20 protein-coding genes and 4 tRNA genes are annotated in these 25,313 nt (G+C 60.6%); 22 read left to right on the top strand and 2 right to left on the bottom strand.

Going from position 1 to position 25,313, the window contains the following annotated elements:
* Window positions 1–14: 14 nt before the first annotated feature.
* Window positions 15–803: a phenylalanine 4-monooxygenase gene (gene phhA, locus ACYCCG_RS24735; protein ID WP_003254528.1), complete on the bottom strand. Its 789-nt coding sequence runs from the start codon at window positions 801–803 to the stop codon at window positions 15–17.
* Window positions 804–1,060: 257 nt separating this feature from the next.
* Here phhA and ACYCCG_RS24730 point away from each other — a divergent pair, with 257 nt between their 5' ends.
* The gene (locus ACYCCG_RS24730; RefSeq protein WP_209967403.1) at window positions 1,061–2,620 is read left to right on the top strand and encodes a sigma-54-dependent transcriptional regulator; all 1,560 of its coding nucleotides are present in this window, start codon (window positions 1,061–1,063) and stop codon (window positions 2,618–2,620) included.
* A gap of 154 nt (window positions 2,621–2,774) precedes the next feature.
* Here ACYCCG_RS24730 and ACYCCG_RS24725 read toward each other — a convergent pair whose 3' ends face one another.
* Window positions 2,775–3,029 (bottom strand): DUF2790 domain-containing protein, encoded by a 255-nt coding sequence (locus tag ACYCCG_RS24725; RefSeq protein WP_021783457.1) that lies wholly within the window; start codon window positions 3,027–3,029, stop codon window positions 2,775–2,777.
* A 397-nt stretch (window positions 3,030–3,426) separates the two neighbouring features.
* Between ACYCCG_RS24725 and acs the strand changes: the two genes are divergently transcribed.
* The 21 genes from acs to mgtE all read left to right on the top strand — a co-directional run bounded on the left by acs (window position 3,427) and on the right by mgtE (window position 25,297).
* Entirely contained in the window at window positions 3,427–5,388 is a 1,962-nt protein-coding gene (gene acs / locus ACYCCG_RS24720) for an acetate--CoA ligase (RefSeq protein WP_176685224.1), read from the top strand.
* Between the two features lie 536 nt (window positions 5,389–5,924).
* Window positions 5,925–6,710, top strand: coding sequence for an ABC transporter substrate-binding protein (locus ACYCCG_RS24715; protein ID WP_012051577.1), 786 nt, complete (start codon window positions 5,925–5,927; stop codon window positions 6,708–6,710).
* A gap of 88 nt (window positions 6,711–6,798) precedes the next feature.
* Window positions 6,799–7,488: an ABC transporter permease gene (locus ACYCCG_RS24710; protein WP_176685225.1), complete on the top strand. Its 690-nt coding sequence runs from the start codon at window positions 6,799–6,801 to the stop codon at window positions 7,486–7,488.
* Complete coding sequence (locus ACYCCG_RS24705) at window positions 7,485–8,183, top strand: ABC transporter permease (RefSeq protein WP_176685226.1); 699 nt, start codon at window positions 7,485–7,487, stop codon at window positions 8,181–8,183. The genes ACYCCG_RS24710 and ACYCCG_RS24705 overlap by 4 nt, the downstream gene beginning before the upstream one ends.
* A gap of 22 nt (window positions 8,184–8,205) precedes the next feature.
* Window positions 8,206–8,970, top strand: coding sequence for an ABC transporter ATP-binding protein (locus ACYCCG_RS24700; RefSeq protein ID WP_028699586.1), 765 nt, complete (start codon window positions 8,206–8,208; stop codon window positions 8,968–8,970).
* 98 nt (window positions 8,971–9,068) lie between these two features.
* Window positions 9,069–10,049 carry a transcriptional regulator ArgR gene (gene argR / locus ACYCCG_RS24695; RefSeq protein ID WP_021783461.1) on the top strand — a complete coding sequence of 327 codons (981 nt, stop codon included), beginning with the start codon at window positions 9,069–9,071 and terminating at the stop codon, window positions 10,047–10,049.
* Window positions 10,050–10,460: 411 nt separating this feature from the next.
* On the top strand, window positions 10,461–11,681 hold the full coding sequence (locus ACYCCG_RS24690) for an aspartate aminotransferase family protein (protein WP_459672084.1): 1,221 nt from the start codon (window positions 10,461–10,463) through the stop codon (window positions 11,679–11,681).
* 147 nt (window positions 11,682–11,828) lie between these two features.
* Window positions 11,829–12,848, top strand: coding sequence for an arginine/ornithine succinyltransferase subunit alpha (gene aruF, locus ACYCCG_RS24685; protein WP_012051578.1), 1,020 nt, complete (start codon window positions 11,829–11,831; stop codon window positions 12,846–12,848).
* A 78-nt stretch (window positions 12,849–12,926) separates the two neighbouring features.
* A complete protein-coding gene (astA, locus tag ACYCCG_RS24680; RefSeq protein ID WP_176685229.1) occupies window positions 12,927–13,955 on the top strand; it encodes an arginine N-succinyltransferase in 1,029 nt (342 codons plus the stop codon).
* Window positions 13,956–15,419 (top strand): succinylglutamate-semialdehyde dehydrogenase, encoded by a 1,464-nt coding sequence (astD, locus tag ACYCCG_RS24675; protein WP_459672081.1) that lies wholly within the window; start codon window positions 13,956–13,958, stop codon window positions 15,417–15,419.
* Between the two features lie 23 nt (window positions 15,420–15,442).
* Window positions 15,443–16,792 carry an N-succinylarginine dihydrolase gene (gene astB / locus ACYCCG_RS24670; protein WP_103444745.1) on the top strand — a complete coding sequence of 450 codons (1,350 nt, stop codon included), beginning with the start codon at window positions 15,443–15,445 and terminating at the stop codon, window positions 16,790–16,792.
* A 14-nt stretch (window positions 16,793–16,806) separates the two neighbouring features.
* Entirely contained in the window at window positions 16,807–17,097 is a 291-nt protein-coding gene (locus ACYCCG_RS24665; RefSeq protein WP_003254508.1) for a topoisomerase II, read from the top strand.
* 10 nt (window positions 17,098–17,107) lie between these two features.
* A complete protein-coding gene (astE, locus tag ACYCCG_RS24660; RefSeq protein ID WP_459672078.1) occupies window positions 17,108–18,115 on the top strand; it encodes a succinylglutamate desuccinylase in 1,008 nt (335 codons plus the stop codon).
* Window positions 18,116–18,499: 384 nt separating this feature from the next.
* Entirely contained in the window at window positions 18,500–21,124 is a 2,625-nt protein-coding gene (gene alaS / locus ACYCCG_RS24655; protein WP_252458790.1) for an alanine--tRNA ligase, read from the top strand.
* A 102-nt stretch (window positions 21,125–21,226) separates the two neighbouring features.
* Window positions 21,227–22,462: an aspartate kinase gene (locus ACYCCG_RS24650; protein ID WP_252458789.1), complete on the top strand. Its 1,236-nt coding sequence runs from the start codon at window positions 21,227–21,229 to the stop codon at window positions 22,460–22,462.
* A 165-nt stretch (window positions 22,463–22,627) separates the two neighbouring features.
* Complete coding sequence (csrA, locus tag ACYCCG_RS24645; protein WP_003254503.1) at window positions 22,628–22,816, top strand: carbon storage regulator CsrA; 189 nt, start codon at window positions 22,628–22,630, stop codon at window positions 22,814–22,816.
* A gap of 72 nt (window positions 22,817–22,888) precedes the next feature.
* Window positions 22,889–22,979, top strand: a tRNA-Ser gene (locus ACYCCG_RS24640).
* A gap of 106 nt (window positions 22,980–23,085) precedes the next feature.
* Window positions 23,086–23,162: transfer RNA gene (locus tag ACYCCG_RS24635), tRNA-Arg, on the top strand.
* Window positions 23,163–23,232: 70 nt separating this feature from the next.
* Window positions 23,233–23,309, top strand: a tRNA-Arg gene (locus ACYCCG_RS24630).
* 72 nt (window positions 23,310–23,381) lie between these two features.
* Window positions 23,382–23,458, top strand: a tRNA-Arg gene (locus ACYCCG_RS24625).
* 396 nt (window positions 23,459–23,854) lie between these two features.
* Complete coding sequence (gene mgtE, locus ACYCCG_RS24620; RefSeq protein WP_176685234.1) at window positions 23,855–25,297, top strand: magnesium transporter; 1,443 nt, start codon at window positions 23,855–23,857, stop codon at window positions 25,295–25,297.
* The last annotated feature ends 16 nt before the right edge of the window (window positions 25,298–25,313 follow it).

Genomic DNA, 25,313 nt, shown 5'->3' with positions numbered 1-25,313 from the left:
ATCGGCAAGGTCGCTCAGGCAGCGACCTTGGGTGGAAACTTCGGTGCATGCAGACCCAGCTGCATGGCTTTGTGGACCATGCCCATGATGTCTTCGTGGGCCAGGTCGAACAGGCGCTTCATGTTCGGCAGCACGAAATACACCGGTTGCAGAATGTCGATGCGGTAGGGCGTACGCATGGCCTCGATCGGGTCGAAGGCCTGGTGCTCGGGCTCGTCAGACAGACTGTAGACGGTCTCTTTCGGCGACGAGAGGATGCCACCACCATAGATTTTGCGGCCTTGCGCGGTTTCCATCAGGCCAAACTCGATGGTCATCCAGTACAAGCGCGCCAGGTACACACGTTGTTCCTTGGTCGCGGCCAGGCCGAGCTTGCCGTAGGTGTGGGTGAACTCGGCGAACCAGGGATTGGTCAGCAGCGGGCAGTGGCCGAAGATCTCGTGGAAGATATCCGGCTCTTGCAGGTAGTCCAGCTCTTCCGGGGTACGGATAAAGGTGGCCACCGGAAAGCGCTTGCTGGCCAGCAGTTCGAAGAAGGTCTGGAAGGGGATTAGCGCCGGTACCCGGGCAACCTGCCAGCCGGTGGTGGCACCCAGCACCTTGTTGATCTCGCCCAGTTGCGGAATGCGGTCATGCGGCAACTTCAGCTGGTCGATGCCGTCCAGGTATTCCTGGCACGCACGGCCTTCGATCACTTTCAGCTGGCGGGTGATCAGGGTGTTCCACACCGCATGCTCTTGCTGCGGGTAATCGATAAAACCATGCGCATCGGGCTCGCGTGCCACGTATTGCGTCTGTTTCATGAGGCTCTCCTGGTGAGGGCTTTTCTTGTTATGTGCAGGACATGCCTAAAGGAATATCCCTTCACCAGCGGTTTTGCACGGGGGCGGGCCTTGGCCGGTATGGGTGCTGATGTGGGTTTTCGTAACGATAATTTTACAAAACTCAGCAAGTGTCGGAAAATTCGAGGTATATGGCTGGTAGAAACCCTGTTTTTGTCAGCTTATCTTTACGACTTTTCTGCGCGGTGTTGAAAAACATCGGCGCTTCGAGAGCCCTCATGCGTATCAAAGTCCATTGCCAGAACCGCATTGGCATCCTGCGCGACATCCTCAACCTGCTGGTGGAGTACGGCATCAACGTGCTGCGCGGCGAGGTCGGCGGTGATCATGGCAACGCCATCTACCTGCACTGCCCGAACCTGATCAACCTGCAATTTCAGGCCCTGCGGCCGAAGTTCGAAGCGATTGCCGGGGTGTTCGGCGTCAAGCGTGTGGGCCTGATGCCCAGCGAACGCCGGCACATGGAGCTGAATGCGTTGCTGGGGGCGCTGGACTTCCCGGTGCTTTCGATCGACATGGGCGGCAGCATCGTTGCCGCCAACCGTGCAGCGGCGCAGTTGCTTGGCGTGCGGGTTGATGAGGTGCCGGGCATGCCGCTGGCGCGCTATGTCGAAGACTTCGACCTACCGGAGCTGGTGCGGGCCAACAAGTCGCGTATCAATGGCTTGCGCATCAAAGTCAAAGGTGATGTGTTCCTGGCCGATATCGCACCGCTGCAGTCCGAGCACGATGACAGCGAGGCGCTGGCCGGCGCGGTGCTTACCTTGCACCGCGCCGACCGGATCGGCGAGCGCATCTACAATGTGCGCAAGCAAGAGCTGCGCGGCTTCGACAGCATCTTCCAGAGCTCGCGGGTGATGGCTGCGGTGGTGCGTGAGGCGCGGCGCATGGCGCCGCTGGACGCACCGTTGCTGATCGAGGGCGAAACCGGTACCGGCAAGGAGTTGCTGGCGCGTGCCTGTCACCTGGCCAGCCCGCGTGGCCAGTCGCCGCTGATGGCCCTCAACTGCGCCGGGTTGCCCGAATCGATGGCCGAGACCGAACTGTTCGGTTACGGCCCTGGGGCATTTGAAGGGGCACGCGCCGAAGGCAAGCTGGGGCTGCTGGAGTTGACTGCGGGCGGCACGTTGTTTCTTGACGGGGTAGGGGAGATGAGCCCACGCCTGCAGGTAAAGCTGCTGCGCTTTTTGCAGGACGGCTGCTTCCGTCGGGTAGGTAGCGATGAAGAGGTCTACCTGGATGTGCGGGTGATTTGTGCAACCCAGGTGGATTTGTCCGAGTTGTGTGCCCGTGGCGAGTTTCGCCAGGACCTGTATCACCGCCTCAACGTACTGTCGCTGCACATTCCGCCTTTGCGCGAGTGCATGGATGGCCTGGAGGGGTTGGTGCAGCATTTTCTTGATCAGGCCAGTCGGCAGATTGGCTGTGCCATGCCGCGCCTGGCGCCGGCGGCAATGGACAAACTTGGGCAGTATCACTGGCCGGGTAATGTAAGGCAGTTGGAAAACGTTTTGTTTCAGGCGGTTTCGTTATGTGACGGCGGCGTGGTTAAAAGCGAGCATATTCGTTTGCCGGATTATGGCGTGCGGCAACCGTTGGGCGAGTTTTCGCTGGAAGGGGACCTTTCGCAAATTGTAGGGCGTTTTGAAAAGGCGGTGCTGGAAAGTTTGATGGGAGAGTTTTCCAGTAGCCGGGCCTTGGGCAAAAGACTGGGCGTTTCGCATACCACGATAGCCAACAAGTTGAGGGATTATTCGTTGGGCAAGTCGACTGATTAAATGGCTGTAAGTTAATAGCCTGTTAATCGGGTGGTGAATGCTTCGCGGGTGAACCCGCTCCTACAGGTACCGCGCCGCATTCATGGTGTGCGTGGTGCTCGTAGGATCGGGCTCACCCGCGAAGGGGCCCGCAGGGCCCCCAATTCACAAGGTGTCAGCCGTTAGAGCAGCCGTTCCCCATCACACGGTATTCGAGAATGTGTCTCTGGCCCTTGGAGTCTTCATAGGTCATGCGGGCTGGCACGACTTCGCACACGTTGGGCACTTCGCTCATGGAGATGACGCGGGCGATGTCCAGGTGCTGCGAGTAACTGTACTGTTCAACCGGAATCTGCTCGGCATCTTTTGCTTCACCGGCCATCGCCGCGCCGCAAAGACTGCCAAGTACCAATACCAGTAAAGCTTTCATTTTCTATTTACCTGTCTAAGGTCGTGAGGGGGCACGCGGCGCTTATGGCGCCGCGAGTACAGCGAGTTTTAACTATCAGGATTAGAGGGAGATTAACGCTTGCCTTCGTGGGGGCTGTTACCAGTTGTTAATCGCCTTGCCGTTGCTGGCGAGATGAATTTTATGGCGGTGGCCAATGCGGAAACAGTGGGTGTTTTGATAAAGTGTTTTGACAGAATCTGTAACAATCCTGTGCCAAAGCCCCTCGTTTTTCTCAGGAAGGGCTGTAATGCCCGCGCCAGAGCGCTTTGCCGGAACGGGTGTACCAAATTACTACCAACGTCGAATGGCTTTTGTCGCTCTGGTACAGTTACAAACGGTTCCATACAAAAACAACTATTACACCGAGGTAACACAGATGAGTGCGGCTCCACTGTATCCCGTTCGTCCCGAGGTTGCGGCCACTACCCTGACCGACGAGGCCACCTACAAGGCCATGTACCAGCAATCGGTGATCAACCCGGACGGCTTCTGGCGCGAGCAAGCCCAGCGTATCGACTGGATCAAGCCGTTCACCAAGGTCAAGCAGACCTCCTTCGACGACCACCATGTCGATATCAAATGGTTCGCTGACGGCACTCTGAACGTTTCCTCCAACTGCCTGGACCGCCACCTTGAAGAGCGCGGTGACCAGTTGGCCATCATCTGGGAAGGTGACGACCCTTCCGAGCACCGCAACATCACCTACCGCGAGTTGCACGAGCAGGTCTGCAAGTTCGCCAACGCCCTGCGTGGCCAGGATGTGCATCGTGGTGACGTGGTCACCATCTACATGCCGATGATCCCTGAAGCTGTGGTCGCCATGCTGGCCTGTGCCCGCATTGGTGCGATTCACTCGGTGGTGTTCGGTGGCTTCTCGCCCGAGGCGCTGGCTGGTCGCATCATCGACTGCGAGTCCAAGGTGGTGATCACTGCCGATGAGGGCGTGCGTGGTGGTCGTCGTACTCCGCTCAAGGCCAACGTCGACCTGGCGCTGACCAACCCTGAAACCAGCAGCGTGCAGAAAATCATCGTGTGCAAGCGCACCGGTGGCGACATTGCCTGGCACCAGCACCGCGACATCTGGTACGAAGACCTGATGAAAGTGGCCTCCAGCCACTGCGCACCCAAAGAAATGGGTGCTGAAGAGGCGCTGTTCATCCTTTATACCTCCGGCTCCACCGGCAAACCGAAGGGCGTGCTGCACACCACAGGCGGTTACCTGGTTTACGCCGCGCTGACCCATGAACGCGTATTCGATTACCGCCCGGGCGAGGTGTACTGGTGCACGGCCGACGTCGGTTGGGTCACCGGCCACAGCTATATCGTCTACGGTCCGCTGGCCAATGGCGCCACCACCTTGCTGTTCGAGGGTGTGCCGAACTACCCGGACATTACCCGCGTATCGAAGATCGTCGACAAGCACAAGGTCAACATCCTCTACACAGCGCCAACTGCCATTCGCGCCATGATGGCGGAAGGGCAGGCAGCTGTTGAGGGCGCCGACAGTTCCAGCCTGCGCCTGCTGGGGTCGGTGGGTGAGCCGATCAACCCTGAGGCCTGGAACTGGTACTACAAGACCGTCGGCAAGGAGCGTTGCCCGATCGTCGATACCTGGTGGCAGACCGAGACCGGCGGCATCCTGATCAGTCCGCTGCCTGGCGCCACTGCCCTCAAGCCGGGTTCGGCGACCCGTCCGTTCTTCGGGGTGGTGCCGGCACTGGTCGATAACCTGGGCAACCTGATCGACGGTGCTGCCGAAGGCAACCTGGTAATCCTCGACTCCTGGCCGGGTCAGTCGCGTTCGCTGTACGGCGACCACGACCGCTTCGTCGACACCTACTTCAAGACCTTCCGTGGCATGTACTTCACCGGCGACGGTGCGCGCCGTGACGAGGATGGTTACTATTGGATTACCGGCCGTGTGGATGACGTGCTCAACGTGTCCGGCCACCGCATGGGGACTGCCGAGATCGAAAGCGCCATGGTCGCGCACTCGAAGGTTGCCGAGGCTGCAGTGGTTGGCGTGCCGCATGACATCAAAGGGCAGGGCATCTATGTGTATGTCACCCTCAATGCCGGCATCGAGGCCAGCGAGCAATTGCGCCTGGAACTGAAGAACTGGGTGCGCAAGGAGATCGGTCCGATTGCTTCGCCGGATGTGATCCAGTGGGCGCCGGGGCTGCCGAAGACCCGTTCGGGCAAGATCATGCGCCGCATCCTGCGCAAGATTGCCACCGGTGAATACGACGCGCTGGGCGATATCTCGACCTTGGCCGACCCGAGTGTGGTGCAGCACCTGATCGATACCCACAAGGCGATGAGCCTGGCTTCGGCCTAATTCCCTCGCCGGCAATACCCCCTGTAGGAGCGGGCTTGCCCGCGAATGCGTCAGTTCAGGCTAAGCTGTCTCCTGATCTCATGCATTCGCGGGCAAGCCCGCTTTTGCATTGTTACCCGACAATCATCGGTAACTGTTCTGTCACCGGCCCTGCACAGGTTCGGGGCGCGAGGAAACAATTCCGGCCCGTTTCGGTGCGTCGGGGTCGCCATTTTGTGCATCACGGCACGCTACACTTGCCGTCGTACAAGGCTTTGCCAATAATAGGCCCAGGAATTGCTAGGTCTATAGGTTCTATTTCTTGCGCCATTGCATATTCTGCACTGGCTGTCAACATCGCTCGCGGCGGTTTCAGGCGCTTCTATAAGTAGTTGTCGCTTTGAAGAAATATCGACTACCGGGCTGTCGTTAAAATGCCACTCACTCGCTCGTGGTATGCGGCCTTGGTCGAACCCTGCGCGGCTCGCGTTGTACTCATTCGCATATCGGGCAGCCGTTACCTGCCTTGTATTGCCCCGTACCGATGGAGTTACCTGATGAAGAAGCTCGCACTGCTTGGCGCCCTGGCGCTGTCTGTGTTTTCCCTGGTGTCGCAGGCTGATGAAAAACCGCTGAAAATCGGTATCGAAGCTGCTTACCCACCCTTCGCCTTCAAGCAACCTGACGGCAGCATTGCCGGCTTTGACTACGATATCGGCAACGCCCTGTGCGAAGAGATGAAAACCAAGTGCACCTGGGTCGAGCAGGAATTCGACGGCCTGATCCCGGCGCTGAAGGTGCGCAAGATCGACGCTATCCTGTCGTCCATGTCGATCACCGATGACCGCAAGAAGTCGGTCGACTTCACCAAGCGCTACTACCTGACTCCGGCGCGCCTGGTCATGAAGGACGGCACTACCGTCAGCGACAGCCTCGATGAACTGAAAGGCAAGAAGATCGGCGTGCAGCGCGGCTCCATTCACGACCGCTTCGCCAAGGAAGTGCTGGGTGCCAAAGGTGCCACCGTGGTGCCTTACGGTACCCAGAACGAAATCTACCTGGACGTCGCTGCGGGTCGTCTCGACGGCACCGTGGCTGACGCCACCCTGCTGGAAGACGGCTTCCTCAAGACTGATGCCGGCAAGGGCTTCGCGTTCGTAGGTCCGGCCTTTACCGACGCCAAGTACTTCGGTGACGGTATCGGTATCGCCGTACGCAAGGGTGACAAGGCGAATGTCGACCGCATCAACGCGGCTATCGACGCCATCCGTGCCAACGGCAAGTACAAAGAAATCGAGAGCAAGTACTTCAATTTCGACATCTACGGTCCAGACTCGAAGTAAGACGTCGGGTTTCACCTGTGCAATGGTGCAAACAGCAGAGGCTCTGAGGTTTGCACCATTTTTCATTCTCTAGGTCGAGGACCTCATCATGTTGAAAGGCTACGGGGCAGTCATCCTCGACGGGGCGTGGCTGACGCTGCAGCTCGCCCTGTCGTCGATGGCCCTGGCCATCGTGCTCGGCCTGATCGGTGTGGCGCTGCGTTTGTCGCCAGTGCGCTGGCTGGCCTGGCTGGGCGATCTGTATTCCACGGTGATTCGTGGTATTCCGGACCTGGTCCTGATCCTGCTGATCTTCTACGGCGGGCAGGACATCATCAACCGGGTGGCGCCGCTGCTCGGCTACGACGACTACATCGACCTGAACCCGCTGGTTGCGGGTATCGGTACGCTTGGCTTCATTTTTGGCGCCTACCTCTCGGAGACCTTCCGCGGGGCCTTCCTGGGTATTCCCAAGGGCCAGGCCGAGGCGGGCGTGGCGTATGGCATGAGCCCCCGCCAAGTGTTCTTCCGCATCCAGGTGCCGCAAATGATCCGCCTGGCCATACCGGGCTTCACCAACAACTGGCTGGTGCTGACCAAGGCTACTGCACTGATTTCGGTCGTCGGCCTGCAGGACATGATGTTCAAGGCCAAGCAGGCGGCTGACGCCACCCGCGAACCCTTCACCTTCTTCCTGGCAGTGGCGGCGCTGTACCTGGTGCTGACCAGTGTCTCGCTGCTGGCCCTGAAGTATCTGGAACGCCGCTACTCGGTGGGCGTCAAGGTGGCTGAACTATGATTTTCGACTACAACGTCGTCTGGGAAGCGCTGCCGATGTACTTCGGCGGCCTGCTGACCACCCTGAAGCTGCTGGCGATTTCGCTTTTCTTCGGCCTGTTGGCGGCTGTGCCACTGGGCCTGATGCGAGTATCCAGGCAGCCGGTGGTCAACCTTGCTGCATGGCTGTACACCTACGTCATCCGTGGCACGCCGATGCTGGTGCAGCTGTTCCTGATCTACTACGGCCTGGCCCAGTTCGAAGCGGTGCGCGAGAGTATCTTCTGGCCGCTGCTGTCCAGTGCCACCTTCTGCGCCTGCCTGGCGTTCGGCATCAATACCAGTGCCTATACCGCCGAAATCATTGCCGGCAGCCTCAAGGCCACGCCGCATGGCGAGATCGAGGCCGCCAAGGCCATGGGCATGTCGCGCATGAAAATGTACCGCCGCATCCTGCTGCCATCGGCACTGCGTCGGGCACTGCCGCAGTACAGCAATGAAGTGATCATGATGCTGCAGACCACCAGCCTGGCGTCGATCGTTACCCTGATCGACATCACCGGTGCTGCGCGCACGGTCAATGCCCAGTACTACCTGCCTTTCGAGGCCTATATCACGGCGGGCGTGTTCTACCTGTGCCTGACCTTCATCCTGGTGCGCCTGTTCAAGATGGCCGAACGCCGCTGGCTCGGCTACCTGGCGCCGCGCAAGCACTGACCGCTTTGTGAGAATCGACAGCATGTACAAACTCGAAGTCCAAGACCTGCACAAGCGCTATGGCAGCCACGAAGTGCTCAAGGGCGTGTCGCTGGCGGCCAAGGCCGGCGACGTCATCAGCATCATCGGCTCCAGTGGTTCGGGCAAGTCGACCTTCCTGCGCTGCATCAACCTGCTGGAGCAGCCGCACGCCGGCAAGATCCTGCTCAACAACGAAGAGCTGAAGCTGGTCGCCGGCAAGGATGGCGCGTTGAAGGCCGCCGACCCGCGTCAATTGCAGCGCATGCGCTCACGCCTGTCGATGGTGTTCCAGCACTTCAACCTGTGGTCGCACATGACAGCGCTTGAGAACATCATCGAAGCGCCGGTGCACGTGCTGGGAGTGAACCGCAAGGAAGCCCTGGAGAAGGCCGAGCACTACCTGGCCAAGGTCGGCGTTGCCCACCGCAAGGATGCCTTCCCCGGGCATATGTCGGGTGGTGAGCAACAACGTGTGGCAATTGCCCGGGCATTGGCCATGGAGCCGGAGGTCATGCTGTTCGACGAGCCGACCTCGGCGCTTGACCCTGAGTTGGTAGGTGATGTGCTGAAGGTAATGCAGGCGCTGGCCCAGGAAGGTCGGACCATGGTGGTGGTGACCCATGAAATGGGCTTTGCTCGCGAGGTGTCCAACCAGCTGGTGTTCCTGCACAAAGGCCTGGTGGAAGAAACCGGCTGCCCGCGTGAAGTGCTGGCCAACCCGCAGTCGGAGCGCCTGAAGCAGTTCCTCTCCGGCAGCCTGAAGTAAAAGCTGCATTTTTGCACCAGAATAGGGCATGCTGCGCGGCGAGCGCAGCCTGACCCGGCGCACAGACTCGAACGACCTCAGGTTTCGGACCGTACCCTATGACCACCCAGCGAATCGGTTTTCTCATCTGGCCCAGCACCAGGCCTTTGACCCTGGCGTTGGCCGAGGAAGTGTTGCTGGTGGCGCAGCGGGTGCATCCGGATGTGGTCTACGAGTTGGTCTTCCTGCAGGCCGAGCCTGCGCAGGAAGGTGCCTGGCGGTTGCCGGGCGAGCCGTGGCTCGGCCGCCTGGAGGGTTGCCACAAGCTATTTCTGCTGGCCGACGAGCCGCCTGCGGCGATGGGGGCTGCCTTTTCAACGGCGCTCAAGCAACTGGCGCGCAGTGGCTGCCTGATCGGTGGCCTGTCGGCCGGGGTATATCCGCTGGCAATGCTGGGCCTGCTCGATGGTTACCGGGCAGCCGTGCACTGGCGCTGGCAGGATGACTTTGCCGAACGCTTCCCCAAGGTCATCGCCACCAGCCACCTGTTCGACTGGGATCGCGACCGTCTGACCGCCTGCGGTGGTATGGCCGTGACCGACCTGTTGCTGGCGGTGCTGGCGCGCGATCACGGGGCTGAGCTGGCTGGGGCTGTGTCGGAAGAGCTGGTGGTCGAGCGCATCCGCGAGGGTGGCGAGCGCCAGCGTATCCCGCTGCAGAACCGCCTGGGTTCGAGTCATCCCAAGCTGACTCAGGCGGTGTTGCTGATGGAAGCCAACATCGAAGAGCCGCTGACCACCGACGAGATTGCCCAGCATGTGTGTGTGTCGCGTCGGCAGTTGGAGCGTATCTTCAAACAGTACCTGAACCGCGTGCCCAGCCAGTACTACCTGGAGTTGCGGTTGAACAAGGCGCGGCAGATGCTGATGCAGACCAGCAAGTCGATCATCCAGATCGGGCTGTCCTGTGGTTTTTCCTCGGGGCCGCATTTTTCCAGTGCCTATCGCAACTTCTTTGGTGCCACGCCGCGGGAAGACCGTAATCAGCGACGCAGCAGCAGCCCGTTTGAGTTGAGCTCGGCGCCGGCTGAAAAGGGCTGAGATTTCGGGTGTGTTCGGGGTGTATGCCTTGGGGGTGGTGTTGGGGCGCAAATCGAGCGCCGCCCACGCGGCGCTCGATCTCCCCGTCAACACATCAACATCGCCGTACATCCTGCCCCCTCACAATCCTATGTGGACACCCGTACATCCTGTCCCCCTCACAATCCTGTGTGAACACCCGTACATCCCGCCCCCTCACAATCCTGTGTGAACACCCGTTCACCCAGCTCCCTCTCTCCCGTACACTGCGCGATTGCGACAGTGTTTGTCGCATTGCCGAAAGCCTTGTCAAAACTGGGTTTTGCGCTGTAACAAGTTGTCGCTTGGCCGCAAGGACAGGCGCGGATCAGTCCTTACAATCCCCCCATCGCTCGCCACTTCCAGGCCAGCGTTCCTCTTCAGGAGACTCAGATGTCCGTTGAGCAAGCCCCGGTGCAACGTGCCGATTTCGACCAGGTGATGGTCCCCAACTATTCTCCGGCGGCCTTCATTCCTGTGCGAGGCGAGGGTTCCCGTGTCTGGGACCAGTCGGGTCGCGAGCTGATCGATTTTGCCGGCGGCATCGCGGTCAATGCCCTGGGCCACTGCCATCCGGCACTGGTCAAGGCCCTGACTGAACAGGCCAACACCCTCTGGCACGTATCCAACGTGTTCACCAACGAGCCGGCCCTGCGCCTGGCCCACAAGCTGGTGGACGCCACTTTTGCCGACCGCGCGTTCTTCTGCAACTCCGGCGCCGAGGCCAACGAGGCCGCTTTCAAGCTGGCCCGTCGTGTGGCGCATGACCGCTTCGGTCCGCAAAAGCACGAAATCATCGCCACCGTGAACAGCTTCCACGGTCGCACCCTGTTTACCGTCAGCGTGGGTGGCCAGCCGAAGTACTCCGATGGCTTTGGCCCGAAGATCACCGGTATCAGCCATGTGCCGTACAACGACCTGGAAGCGTTGAAGGCACAGATTTCCGACAAGACCTGCGCCGTGGTGATCGAGCCGATCCAGGGCGAGAGCGGCGTGGTGCCGGCCGACAAGGCCTACCTGGAAGGCGCGCGCAAGTTGTGTGACGAGCACAACGCTCTGCTGATCTTCGACGAAGTGCAGACGGGCGTGGGCCGTACCGGCTCGCTGTATGCCTACCAGCACTACGGCGTGACCCCGGACATTCTGACCAGTGCCAAGAGCCTGGGCGGCGGCTTCCCGATTGGCGCCATGCTGACCACCACCGAGCTGGCCAAGCACCTGGCCGTTGGTACCCACGGCACCACTTATGGCGGCAACCCGCTGGGCTGCGCCGTTGCCTGCGCTGTGCTGGATGTGGTCAACACCCCGGAAACCCTGGCCGGTATCAAGGCAAAGCACGAGCGCTTCAAAACCCGCCTGGAACAGATCGGCCAGCAGTACAACCTGTTCAGCCAGGTGCGTGGCGTTGGCTTGCTGCTGGGCTGCGTCTTGGCCGAGGCCTGGCAAGGCAAGGCCAAGGACGTGCTCAACGCTGCCGAGAAAGAAGGCGTGATGGTGCTGCAGGCCGGCCCGGACGTGGTCCGCTTCGCGCCAAGTCTGGTGGTTGAAGACGCCGACATCGACGCAGGCCTGGATCGCTTCGAACGCGCTGTGGCCACACTGACCAAAGGCTGATCCGCCAGCGGTCCTTTCGCCGGCCCCGGCCCAGCCTCGGCACGAGGCTGAACCGGGCCGGCGATACCCGATTCCAGTGCAGGTGCCTGTGTGCCTGCCGTTTTTCCGTGCCGCCGTGAACGGCCCGTATTCCAAAGGAGTGACACCATGCTGGTGATGCGCCCCGCGCAAATGGCTGATCTGAACGACGTGCAGCGCATGGCTGCAGACAGCCCCATTGGTGTCACCTCGCTGCCGGACGACACTGCTCGTCTGGGCGACAAGATTGCCGCCTCTGAGACATCCTTCGCCGCCGAGGTCAGCTTTAACGGTGAAGAGAGTTACTTTTTCGTGCTTGAAGACAGTGAAACAGGCAAGTTGGCCGGCTGCTCGGCCATCGTCGCTTCGGCCGGGTACTCCGAGCCGTTCTACAGTTTTCGTAACGAAACATTCGTGCACGCCTCGCGTGAGCTGAAGATACACAACAAGATCCATGTGCTGTCGCTGTGTCACGATCTGACCGGCAACAGCCTGCTGACCAGCTTCTATGTGGCGCCGGAGCTGGTCAACAGTGGCTGGGCCGAGCTCAATTCGCGCGGCCGACTGCTGTTCATGGCTGCGCACCCGGAGCGTTTCGCCGATTCAGTGGTGACCGAGATTGTCGGCTTCAGCGACGAGCAGGGTGAATCACCGTTCTGGGACGCCATCGGCCGCAACTTCTTCGACCTCAACTATGCCGACGCCGAGCGCCTGTGCGGCCTGAAGAGCCGTACCTTTCTCGCCGAGCTGATGCCGCATTACCCGATCTACGTGCCGTTGCTGCCAGACCTGGCGCAGGAAGCCATGGGCCAGGTACATCCGCGGGCACAGATCACCTTCGACATACTCATGCGCGAAGGCTTCGAGACCGAGCACTACATCGACATTTTCGACGGCGGCCCGACCCTGCATGCGCGCACCTCTGGCATCCGCTCGATCGCTCAGAGCCGGGTGGTCCCGGTGAAGATCGAAGAGGCCCCGGCCAAGGGCGGGCGCCCGTACCTGGTGTGCAACGGCCTGTTGCAAGACTACCGCGCGGTGTTGCTGGACCTGGACTGGGTGCCTGGCAAACCGGTCAGCCTGAGCGTGGCTGCAGCCGACGCGCTGGGCGTGGGCGAGGGCGCCAGCGTGCGCCTGGTCGCGGTTTGAGGTCTGGCAACAGACGTTTCGGGATTGATGCGTTAGCAGAGTTTTGCGCCGGCCGATGCCGCCGCACAAGGAGATAGCATGATCGTTCGTCCTGTACGCAGCAGCGATTTGCCTGCGTTGATCGAATTGGCACGCAGCACCGGCACCACCGGGCTGACCACGCTGCCGGCCAACGAAGAACGCCTCGGGCACCGCGTTGGTTGGGCGGAAAAAAGCTTTCGTGGCGAAGCTGAGCGTGGCGACACCGATTACCTGTTCGTGCTGGAAAACGACGAAGGTCTGGTGGTGGGCATCAGCGCCATCGCCGGCGCCGTCGGCCTACGTGAGCCTTGGTACAACTATCGGGTCGGCCTGACGGTCAGCGCCTCGCAGGAGCTGAAGATCTACCGCGAAATCCCGACGCTGTTCCTGGCCAACGACCTGACCGGCAACTCCGAGCTGTGCTCGCTGTTCCTGCGCAGCGACCACCGCTCCGGCCTCAATGGCCGCCTGCTGTCGCGCGCGCGTATGCTGTTCATTGCCGAGTTCCCGGAGCTTTTCGGCAAGAAAATCATTGCCGAGATGCGCGGCATGTCTGACGAGCAGGGCCGTTCACCGTTCTGGGAAAGCCTGGGTCGTCATTTCTTCAAGATGGAGTTCAGCCAGGCCGACTACCTCACCGGTGTGGGCAACAAGTCGTTCATCGCCGAGCTGATGCCCAAGTTCCCGCTGTACACCTGTTTCCTGTCCGAGGCCGCGCGCAACGTGATCGGCCGCGTGCACAAAGACACCGAGCCGGCGCTGGCCATGCTCAAGCAGGAAGGCTTCAACTACCAGGGCTACGTCGACATCTTCGACGCCGGCCCGGCCATCGAATGTGACACTGCCAAGATCCGCGCCGTGCGCGAGAGCCAGACCCTGGTGCTGGCGATCGGTACGCCAGGCGATGACGCGACCCCTTTCATCATCCACAACCGCAAGCGCGACGACTGCCGTATCACTGCTGCACCTGCACGGTTGGCTGCCGGTACTCTGGTGGTCGACCCGTTGACCGCCAAGCGCCTGCGCATGGGCGTCGGCGACAATGTGCGCGCGGTGCCGCTGTCGGCCAGCCGGGAGGCCCAGTAAATGACCACGCATTACATCGCAGGCAGTTGGCAGGCCGGCCAGGGTGAAACCCTGCAGTCGCTCAATCCGGTGACACAGGCCGTGATCTGGCAAGGGCAGGGCGCTGACGCCAGCCAGGTCGACGCTGCCGTGCAGGCTGCGCGGCAGGCTTTCCCGGCCTGGGCGCAGTTGAACCTGGAGGCACGTATCGATGTGCTGGAGAAGTTTGCCGCGCAGTTGAAAGTGCATGCCGAAGCCATGGCCCAGTGCATTGGCGAGGAAACCGGAAAGCCGCTGTGGGAATCTGCGACTGAAGTCACCAGCATGATCAACAAGGTGGCGATTTCGGTACAGAGCTACCGCGAGCGCACCGGCGAAAAGAGTGGCCCGCTGGCCGATGCCACGGCTGTGCTGCGGCACAAGCCTCACGGCGTCGTGGCAGTGTTCGGCCCCTACAACTTCCCCGGGCACCTGCCTAATGGCCATATCGTGCCGGCGCTGCTGGCAGGCAACTGCGTGGTGTTCAAACCCAGCGAGCTGACCCCCAAGGTCGCTGAGCTTACCGTCAACTGCTGGATTGCTGCCGGCCTGCCGGCGGGTGTGCTGAACCTGGTGCAGGGCGCACGCGAAACCGGTGTGGCTCTGGCCGCCAACCCAGGTATCGATGGCCTGTTCTTCACCGGCTCCAGCCGTACCGGCAACCTGCTGCATCAACAGTTCGCAGGGCGCCCAGACAAGATCCTGGCCCTGGAAATGGGGGGTAACAACCCGCTCGTGGTGGACGAGGTCAAGGACCTCGACGCGGCGGTGTATACCATTATCCAGTCGGCGTTCATTTCCGCTGGCCAGCGCTGCACCTGCGCGCGGCGCCTGCTGGTACCGCAAGGCGCCTGGGGCGATGCGCTGATCGCGCGCCTGGTCGAGGTGTGCAAAACCATCACGGTGGGGGCGTTCGATGAGCAGCCGGCGCCTTTCATGGGCTCGGTGATTTCGCTGCAGGCGGCTCGGGCGCTGCTTGCGGCCCAGGCCGAACTGGCCGCCAAAGGTGGCGTGAAACTGCTGGAAATGACCCAGCCACAGGCCGATGCCGCACTGCTGACCCCGGGCATTGTCGATGTCACCGCCGTGGCTGACCGCCCGGACGAAGAGTTTTTCGGCCCGCTGCTGCAGTTGATCCGCTACGCCGACTTCGATGCTGCCATCGATGAAGCCAACAATACCCAGTATGGCCTGGCTGCCGGTTTGCTGTCTGATTCGCGCGCCCGCTACCAGTACTTCTGGCTGCGCAGCCGCGCCGGCATCGTCAACTGGAACAAACAGCTGACGGGGGCTGCCAGCAGCGCGCCGTTCGGTGGTGTGGGAGCCAGTGGCAACCATCGCGCCAGTGCCTATTACGCAGCCGACTACTGCGCTTACCCCGTGGCTTCGCTGGAGACCGCCAGCCTTGCCTTGCCGGCGACCCTGACGCCGGGCGTCACCCTATAACAACAGGTCACGGAGCCTAGCCGATGAAATCCTATGAAGTGAATTTTGATGGCCTGGTGGGGCCTACCCACAACTATGGCGGCCTGTCTTACGGTAACGTGGCTTCGCAGAGCAACAGCCAGCAGGGGTCCAACCCGCGTGAGGCAGCGCGCCAGGGCCTGGCGAAGATGAAAGCGCTGGCCGACATGGGCTTCAAGCAGGGTGTTCTGGCGCCACAAGAGCGCCCGGACGTGGCGGCGCTGCGCCGCCTGGGGTTCAGTGGTAGCGATGCCGAAGTTATCCAGCGCGCCGCCCGCGAGGCCATGCCGTTGCTGGTGGCCAGTTGCTCGGCCTCGAGCATGTGGGTGGCCAACGCCGCGACAGTCAGCCCGAGTGCCGACACTGCTGACGGTCGCGTGCACTTCACCGCCGCCAACCTCAACTGCAAATATCACCGCAGCATCGAGCACCCGACTACCAGTCGTGTGCTGGGCGCTATGTTCAACAACGAGAAGCACTTTGCCCACCACGCCGCGCTGCCTGCTGTGGCACAGTTCGGTGATGAGGGGGCGGCCAACCACACGCGCTTCTGCCGCGCCTATGGCGAGGCCGGTGTGGAGTTCTTTGTCTACGGCCGCAGCGCCTTTGACAGCCGTTACCCGGCGCCACAGAAATACCCGGCCCGGCAAACCCTGGAGGCCTCGCAGGCTGTGGCCCGGCTGCATGGGCTGAGCGATGACGGTGTGGTCTACGCTCAACAGAACCCGGCGGTGATCGACCAGGGTGTGTTCCACAATGATGTGATTTCGGTGGGTAACGGCGAAGTGCTGTTCTATCACGAGGACGCGTTTCTCGACACCGACGCGGTACTTGGGCAGTTGCGAGCTAAACTGGCCAGCAAGGGTGGCAACTTCCAGGCCATCTGCGTGCCCAGGGCCGCGGTGGCGGTGGAGGACGCGGTGCGTTCCTACCTGTTCAACAGCCAGCTGCTGAGCCGCGACGACGGTTCCATGCTGTTGGTCGTGCCGGAAGAATGCCGCAACAACGAGCGGGTCTGGGCCTATCTCGGCCAGTTGACCAGCCAGGGAGGCCCGGTGAAGGAGGTCAAGGTGTTCGACCTCAAGCAGAGCATGCAAAACGGCGGCGGCCCAGCCTGCCTGCGTTTGCGCGTGGCTTTGAAGGAATCGGAACTGGCGGCGGTCAACCAAGGCGTTATCATGACGGCCTCGCTGTATGACACGCTGCTGCAGTGGGTCGACAGGCACTACCGCGATCGCCTTGGCGAAGCAGACCTGGCTGACCCGCAACTGCTGGTGGAGTGCCGTACGGCACTGGACGAATTGACCCAGATCCTGAAGTTGGGCTCGGTGTATCCGTTCCAACGCCAACCTTGAAGAGAGACTCTGTAATGACCGACGCCTTGCGCCTGATCCTCGAAGATGAAGACGGCACCCAGCTGGAAACTTCCTGCACCCGCTTTGCTGTGGTCTGGCAAGGCAAGGAAGTGTGGATTCAGCAGGATGGCCGTGGCCAGCTGCTGATCGGTGTGGATGTCGAGGAAGACGACACTGAGTATGCCAACTTGCTGCTGCGCCCGATGGCCACCAACCTGGTCAGCCTGCAGCTGGAAATGGAACCGGCAGAGCTTGGCGAAGACGACGATCACGTTCATGGCCCTGACTGCGGTCACCACCACTAAGGAAGCACCTATGCTCGCCCTTGGCAAATTGCTTGAGCTGACCCTCACCGATCACGAACCGGCCGAGAAGACCCAAGTGACACCCAAGGGCGCGCGTTTACGGTGGCTGGGGGAGGGCGCGCTCGAAGTGCGACCGGCCGAAAGCGAAGACTGCGGGCTGGACTTGCTGTTGTCCGCCGGCATTCATGGCAACGAAACAGCGCCGATCGAATTGCTCGAGCGGCTGCTGCACGGCGTGGCCAACGGCAAGATCAAACCCAGGGCACGGGTGCTGTTCCTGTTCGGCAACCCTGCGGCGATCCGCAAGGGCGAGCGTTTTATCGAACAGGACATCAACCGCTTGTTCAATGGCCGTCATGAGCTGTCCAGCGGTTTTGAAGCATTGCGTGCTGCCGAGTTGGAACAGTTCGCCCGGGTGTTCTTCAGCAAGCCGGAGCGCAACCGCCTGCATTACGACCTGCATACCGCCATCCGCGGTTCGAAGATCGAGCAATTCGCCTTGTACCCTTATAAAGAGGGGCGCAAGCACTCCCGTCGCGAACTGGCGCGCCTGGCGGCGGCAGGTATGGAAGCGGTGTTGCTGCAAAGCAAGTCGTCCATCACCTTCAGCGCATTCACCTACGAACAGCTTGAGGCTGAAGCCTTCACCCTGGAGCTGGGCAAGGCCCGTCCGTTCGGCCAGAACGAGCAGGTCAACCTCGACAAGCTCGAAGAGCGGTTGGTCCGCATCATCGAGGCTACCGAGCCAGAGGACGAAAGTTCGCTGGATGGCCTGCAACTGTTCAGGGTTTCCCGAGAAGTCATCAAGCACAGCGACAGTTTCCATCTGCACCTGCCGGCGGACATCGAAAACTTCTCCGAGCTGAGCAAGGGTTACCTGCTGGCTGAAGACCTGGCCGAGATGCGCTGGGTGGTCGAGGAGGAGGGCGCACGCATCATCTTCCCCAACCCCAAGGTCAAGAATGGCTTGCGCGCCGGCATTCTGATCGTGCCGGATTCGGGGCAGCACCTGGGGTGAGACCGGTGTCGCCTGTTTCGCGGGTGAACCCGCTCCTACGAGATATGTGCAAGGTCTCAATGTGGCGCCGTGCCCGTAGGAGCGGGTTTACCCGCGAAGCAAGCGACACGATTTCGGATCCTATCCATGATGAAAACCTTTTAATTCACCGCCTGTTCCATTTTCCCTTCCCTTGAGCGGTAATTGGCTTGCCAGTGGCGAAACACAGGATTTAGCATCCGGTCATGTCGTTTTCGTTTGCGTAGCCCGAAAAACCGTCCAAACGATGGCTTCTATCGTATAAACACACTGCATCGAGACTGCAGGACCGATATAATGCGGCCCTTTGCCGTCGTTTCGTCGACGCGTTTGCCCAACAGGGCCGCCGTTTCCGTGGAAGAACCTATGAAAAGCGCAGAAATCCGTGAAGCCTTCCTTCGCTTCTTCGAAGAGCAGGGACATACCCGAGTCGCCTCCAGTTCGCTGATCCCGAACAACGACCCGACCCTGCTGTTCACCAACGCAGGCATGAACCAGTTCAAGGACTGCTTCCTCGGTGCGGAGAAGCGCGCCTACACGCGTGCTGTCAGCAGCCAGAAGTGCGTGCGTGCCGGTGGCAAGCACAACGACCTGGAAAACGTCGGTTACACCGCGCGTCACCACACCTTCTTCGAAATGCTGGGCAACTTCAGCTTCGGCGACTATTTCAAGCGCGACGCCATTACCTTCGCCTGGACCTTCCTGACGTCCGAGCAGTGGCTGAACCTGCCCAAGGAAAAGCTCTGGGTCACCGTCTACGCCACTGACGACGAAGCCTACGACATCTGGACCAAGGAAGTCGGCGTGCCGGCCGAGCGCATGGTGCGCATCGGCGATAACAAGGGCGCCCCGTACGCCTCCGACAACTTCTGGACCATGGGCGATACCGGCCCGTGCGGCCCATGCACCGAGATTTTCTACGATCACGGTGCGGATATCTGGGGCGGCCCACCCGGCTCGCCAGAAGAAGACGGTGACCGCTACATCGAGATCTGGAACAACGTTTTCATGCAGTTCAACCGCACCGCCGACGGCGTGTTGCACCCGCTGCCAGCGCCGTCGGTGGACACCGGCATGGGCCTGGAGCGCATCAGTGCCGTGCTGCAGCACGTGCATTCGAACTACGAGATCGACCTGTTCCAGAATCTGCTGGCTGCCGCAGCCAAGGCCATCGGTTGCAGCAATGACGGGCAGGCCTCGCTGAAAGTGGTCGCAGACCACATCCGTTCGTGCGGTTTCCTGATTGCCGACGGCGTGCTGCCGTCCAACGAAGGCCGTGGCTACGTGCTGCGCCGCATCATTCGCCGCGCTTGCCGTCACGGCAACAAGCTGGGCGCCAAGGGCAGCTTCTTCTACCAGATCGTTGCCGCACTGGCCGCTGAAATGGGCGAAGCCTTCCCAGAGCTGAAGAGCCAGCAAGCGCACATCGAGCGCGTGCTCAAGGCCGAAGAAGAGCAGTTCGCCAAAACCCTGGAGCAGGGCCTGCGCATCCTTGAGCAAGACCTGGCCCAGCTGAAAGGCGACGTGGTACCGGGCGACGTGGTGTTCAAGCTGTACGACACCTATGGCTTCCCGATGGACCTGACTGCCGACATCGCTCGTGAGCGTGAGCTGACTATCGACGAAGCCGGCTTCGAGCGTGAAATGGACGCCCAGCGTGAGCGTGCCCGTTCCGCCAGCGCCTTCGGCATGGATTACAACAGCCTGGTAAAAGTCGACAGCGCCACCGAGTTCCTCGGCTACGATGCCACTGAAGGCCAAGGCAAGATCATCGCCTTGTACAAGGACGGCCTGTCCGTCGACCAGTTGGGTGAAGGCGAGCAGGGCGTGGTCGTGCTCGACCGCACGCCGTTCTACGCCGAATCCGGCGGCCAGATTGGCGACTCCGGCTTCCTGCAGGCTGGCGCTGCACGCTTTGACGTGCGCGACACCACCAAGACCGGCGGTGCCTTCCTGCACCACGGCGTGGTTGCCAGCGGCGCGCTGGTGATCGGTTCGCCAGTCGAGGCCAAGGTCGATGCAGAGGTGCAACACGCTACCTCGTTGAACCACTCCGCCACTCACCTGCTGCACGAAGCGCTGCGCCAGGTGCTGGGCGAGCATGTACAGCAGAAGGGCTCGCTGGTCGACAGCCAGCGCCTGCGTTTCGACTTCAGCCACTTCGAAGCGGTGAAGCCGGAGCAGATCAAGCAGCTGGAAGACATCGTCAACCGCGAGATTCGCAAGAACACCCCGGTTGAAACCGAACTGACCGACATCGAAACTGCCAAGGCCAAAGGCGCAATGGCGCTGTTCGGCGAGAAATACGGCGACACCGTGCGTGTGCTGAGCATGGGCGGTGATTTTTCGGTGGAATTGTGCGGCGGTATCCACGCCAAGCGCACCGGTGACATCAGCCTGTTCAAGATCATCAGCGAAGGCGGCGTGGCCTCTGGCGTGCGCCGTATCGAAGCCGTAACCGGTGCCGCTGCGCTGGCCTACCTGAACGCTGCCGAAGAGCAGGTCAAGGAAGCCGCACAACTGGTCAAGGGTAACCGCGACAACCTGATCGACAAGCTGTCGGCTGTGCTTGAGCGCAACCGTCAGCTGGAAAAGCAGCTGGAACAGCTGCAGGCCAAGGCCGCCAGCGCCGCCGGGGATGATCTCTCCAATGCGGCTGTTGAGGTCAAGGGTGCCAAGGTCCTCGCCGCCCGCCTGGATGGGCAGGATGGCAAGGCCCTGCTGGCCCTGGTCGATCAGCTGAAGAACAAGCTCGGCCACGCAGTGATCCTGTTGGGCAGCGAGCATGAGGGCAAGGTTGTGCTGGTGGCCGGCGTGACCAAGGACCTCTCCAGCCAACTCAAGGCTGGCGATCTGATGAAACAAGCCGCTGCGGCGGTGGGTGGCAAGGGCGGTGGCCGTCCGGACATGGCACAGGGTGGTGGCGTCGACGTCGCCGCCCTGGACCAGGCCCTGGCGCTGGCCGTGCCATTCGCAGAGCAGGGACTTTGAGATGATGGGGTGGATGGTCTAGTGGCCACGCAGGCCGCTCCCGTCCACCCCTTCATGTTGGATTGTTTTTTGGGGCCCTGTATGGGCTGAGGCACCATTGAAATGGCGTTGATCGTACAGAAATTTGGCGGCACCTCTGTCGGTTCCATCGAGCGGATCGAGCAGGTAGCCGAAAAGGTCAAGAAACACCGTGAGGCGGGCGACGACCTGGTGGTTGTGCTGTCGGCCATGAGCGGTGAAACCAATCGTCTGATCGACCTGGCCAAGCAGATTACCGATAACCCGGTTCCTCGTGAACTGGACGTGATCGTGTCGACCGGTGAGCAGGTCACCATTGCCCTGCTGACCATGGCCTTGATCAAGCGTGGTGTGCCAGCGGTGTCCTACACCGGCAACCAGGTGCGTATTCTCACCGACAGCTCGCACAACAAGGCGCGCATTCTGCAAATCGATGACCAGAAGATTCGTGCCGACCTCAAGGAAGGCCGCGTGGTTGTGGTTGCAGGTTTCCAGGGCGTCGACGAGCACGGCAGCATCACTACCCTGGGGCGTGGCGGCTCTGATACCACTGGCGTGGCCCTGGCGGCGGCGCTGAAGGCTGATGAGTGCCAGATCTACACTGATGTCGATGGTGTCTACACCACCGACCCGCGTGTCGTGCCACAGGCTCGTCGCCTGGAGAAGATCACCTTCGAAGAAATGCTGGAAATGGCCAGCCTCGGCTCCAAGGTGCTGCAGATCCGTTCGGTTGAGTTCGCCGGCAAGTACAACGTTCCGCTGCGCGTGCTGCACAGCTTCAAGGAGGGTCCGGGTACCCTCATTACCATTGATGAAGAGGAATCCATGGAACAGCCGATCATTTCCGGTATCGCCTTCAACCGTGATGAAGCAAAGCTGACCATTCGCGGCGTGCCGGATACTCCGGGCGTGGCCTTCAAGATCCTCGGCCCGATCAGCGCTGCGAACATCGAAGTCGACATGATCGTGCAGAACGTTGCGCACGATAACACCACCGACTTCACCTTCACCGTGCACCGCAACGAGTACGAGAAGGCGCATAGCGTGCTGGAAAACACTGCACGCGAAATCGGTGCCCGTGAAGTGATCGGCGACACCAAGATCGCCAAGGTCTCGATCGTTGGCGTCGGCATGCGTTCGCACGCCGGTGTTGCCAGCTGCATGTTCGAAGCCCTGGCCAAGGAGAGCATCAACATCCAGATGATCTCCACTTCCGAGATCAAGGTTTCGGTGGTGCTCGAAGAGAAGTACCTGGAGCTGGCCGTACGCGCGCTGCACACCGCGTTCGATCTGGATACTCCTGCCCGACAGGGCGAGTAAGGCGCTGCCTGGAAGGGCGCGGCTTGCCGCGCCCTTCGCGTTTCTGCTCGCCGCGCAGGCCTTGTCCTGCCCTGTGCGGCGAGTACCAGGGCCATGGTCGTCGTCCGCGACCTGGCCCGATATCCAAGACTGTTACCCCTGAATGTTTTGCGTAAGGAGAAAGCTATGTTGATTCTGACTCGTCGGTGCGCCGAGAGCCTGATCATTGGAGACGGCGAGATCACCGTGACGGTGCTTGGCGTCAAAGGCAACCAGGTGCGTATTGGCGTGAGCGCCCCGAAAGAAGTGGCAGTTCACCGCGAGGAAATCTACCTGCGGATCAAGAAGGAGAAGGATGAAGAGCCAAGCCTTTAATTTTTTTGAAGTTTTTTTCAAAAAAAGGGTTGCAAAGGTGAAAGAGGTTCTTTAATATTCGCCTCGTGTTGCGGTGAGGTGGCCGAGTGGCCGAAGGCGCTCCCCTGCTAAGGGAGTATACCTCATAAGGGTATCGGGGGTTCGAATCCCCCCTTCACCGCCATTATTCGCTTAGGGCGCTGTAAACGGTAAGAACGCTAAGTAGTTGATTTAAAACGAAAAAGTTCTTGCAAAAATGTTTCAGCGACCTATAATGCGCGGCAAGACACGGACTCATAGCTCAGCTGGATAGAGTACTCGGCTACGAACCGAGCGGTCGGAGGTTCGAATCCTCCTGAGTCCGCCACTTTTGAAGTGGCTTTGCTTAGAAGCTGCTTCAAACAACCAGTGGTAATCTGGTCTAAAAATACCAATGCGGACTCATAGCTCAGCTGGATAGAGTACTCGGCTACGAACCGAGCGGTCGCAGGTTCGAATCCTGCTGAGTCCGCCACTTTTTGAAGTGGTTATGCTTGCAAAGCTGCTTCAGTCAACCAGTGGTAACCTGGTCTAAAACTACCACCACGGACTCATAGCTCAGCTGGATAGAGTACTCGGCTACGAACCGAGCGGTCGGAGGTTCGAATCCTCCTGAGTCCGCCACACCCCCTCAAAAAGCCCGCTCAATAGAGCGGGCTTTTTGTTTGTGCGCCAATGAATTCTTGATCATGTCGATCTACGCTCTTCTGTAATGATTGCGGTGTAGTTTGGAGCCGCTGCGCGGCCTCAAAAATCGAATGTGCTTTCCCATCCATAACAACCGTCGCACTGATAGCTTCGAGCGTTGTCCCAGCTTTATCACGCAAACGATTGTTCTGGCCAAAAATTTAAGCGATCTGACAGCTTTAGCAGTGTATGATTGCGCCCGTCAGCCCCGCCGGGGCTTGTGGAAAACCACCATGGACTTACCCAGTAGTTACTCGCTAACAAGATTCATACAGAAAGATCTGACCGATTGATTCCCTCGGCGTGCTCCGCTGCTGGGAGTGGAGTTCGCCTATGACCGAAGTAGAAGTTAAAAAAGCGCAAGAAAGCCTGCAGGATCGCCTGGCCCAGGTGGTCGAACTGCTGCAGCGCCAGCGCATGGTCGAAGACCTGACCCATCGCCAGGAAGGCGCGCACAACGACCTGGTGGAAAACCTGGTCCACCGCCAGAACCTCGTCGAGCTGCAGCGCAAGCTCGATGACCTGCACCCCGCCGACATCGCCTACATCCTCGAAGCCTTGCCCCTGGAAGATCGCCTGACGGTCTGGCAGCTGGTGCGCTCGGAGCGCGATGGCGACATCCTGCTGGAAGTTTCCGACTCGGTTCGCCAATCGCTGATCGCCGACATGGACGATCACGAGCTGCTGGCTGCCGCCAAGGAGATGGACGCCGACGAGCTGGCCGACCTCGCCCCAGAGCTGCCGCGTGACGTTGTTCACGAGCTGATGGAAACGCTCGATGCCCAGCAACGCGAACGGGTACGTTCGGCGCTGAGCTACGACGAGGAGCAGGTCGGTGCGTTGATGGACTTCGAGATGGTCACCATCCGCGAAGACGTCAGCCTGGAAGTGGTTCTGCGCTACCTGCGCCGCCTGAAAGAACTGCCGAACCACACCGACAAATTGTTCGTGGTCGATTACGACGGCATCCTCAAAGGGGTATTGCCGATCAAGCGCCTGCTGGTCAACGACCCGGAAAAGAAGGTGGCGGAGGTCATGGCGACCGACCCTGTCTCCTTCCAGCCCGAGGAAGATGCCTACGATGCAGCGCAGGCTTTCGAGCGTTATGACCTGGTATCCGCCCCGGTGGTGGACAAGAGCGAACGCCTGATCGGCCGTCTGACCATCGACGAAATGGTCGACCTGATCCGTGAGGAGAGCGAGAGCGAAGTCCTCAACATGGCGGGTCTGCGTGAAGAGGAGGATATTTTCGCCTCGGTCTGGCGTTCGTTACGCAACCGTTGGGCGTGGCTGGCCATCAACCTGATTACCGCCTTTGTTGCTTCGCGAGTGATCGGGTTGTTCGAAGGCTCGATTGAAAAGCTGGTGGCGTTGGCTGCGTTGATGCCGATCGTGGCGGGTATTGGTGGCAACTCTGGTAACCAGACTATCACCATGATCGTCCGCGCCATGGCCCTGGACCAAGTGTCGCCAGGCAATACCAGTCGCTTGATGCGCAAGGAGTTGGCGGTGTCGCTGATCAACGGCCTGGTTTGGGGTGGAGTGATCGGTGCGGTGGCTTTCTGGCTGTATGGCAGTTGGTCGCTGGGGGTGGTGATGACCGCAGCGATGACCTTGAACCTGTTACTGGCGGCGCTGATGGGCGTGCTGATCCCAATGACATTGGCCCGTTTGGGGCGAGACCCTGCGATGGGGGCGAGCGTGATGATCACTGCTGTGACCGACAGCGGTGGTTTCTTCATCTTCCTTGGGCTGGCCACGGTGTTCCTGTTGTAAGCCGATCCTCCCTGTG

It is taken from the genome of Pseudomonas sp. VEM90 (assembly GCF_054611535.1).
The sequence above is the reverse complement of the archived record's forward strand: the minus strand, read 5'-3'. Positions and strand labels throughout refer to the sequence as shown.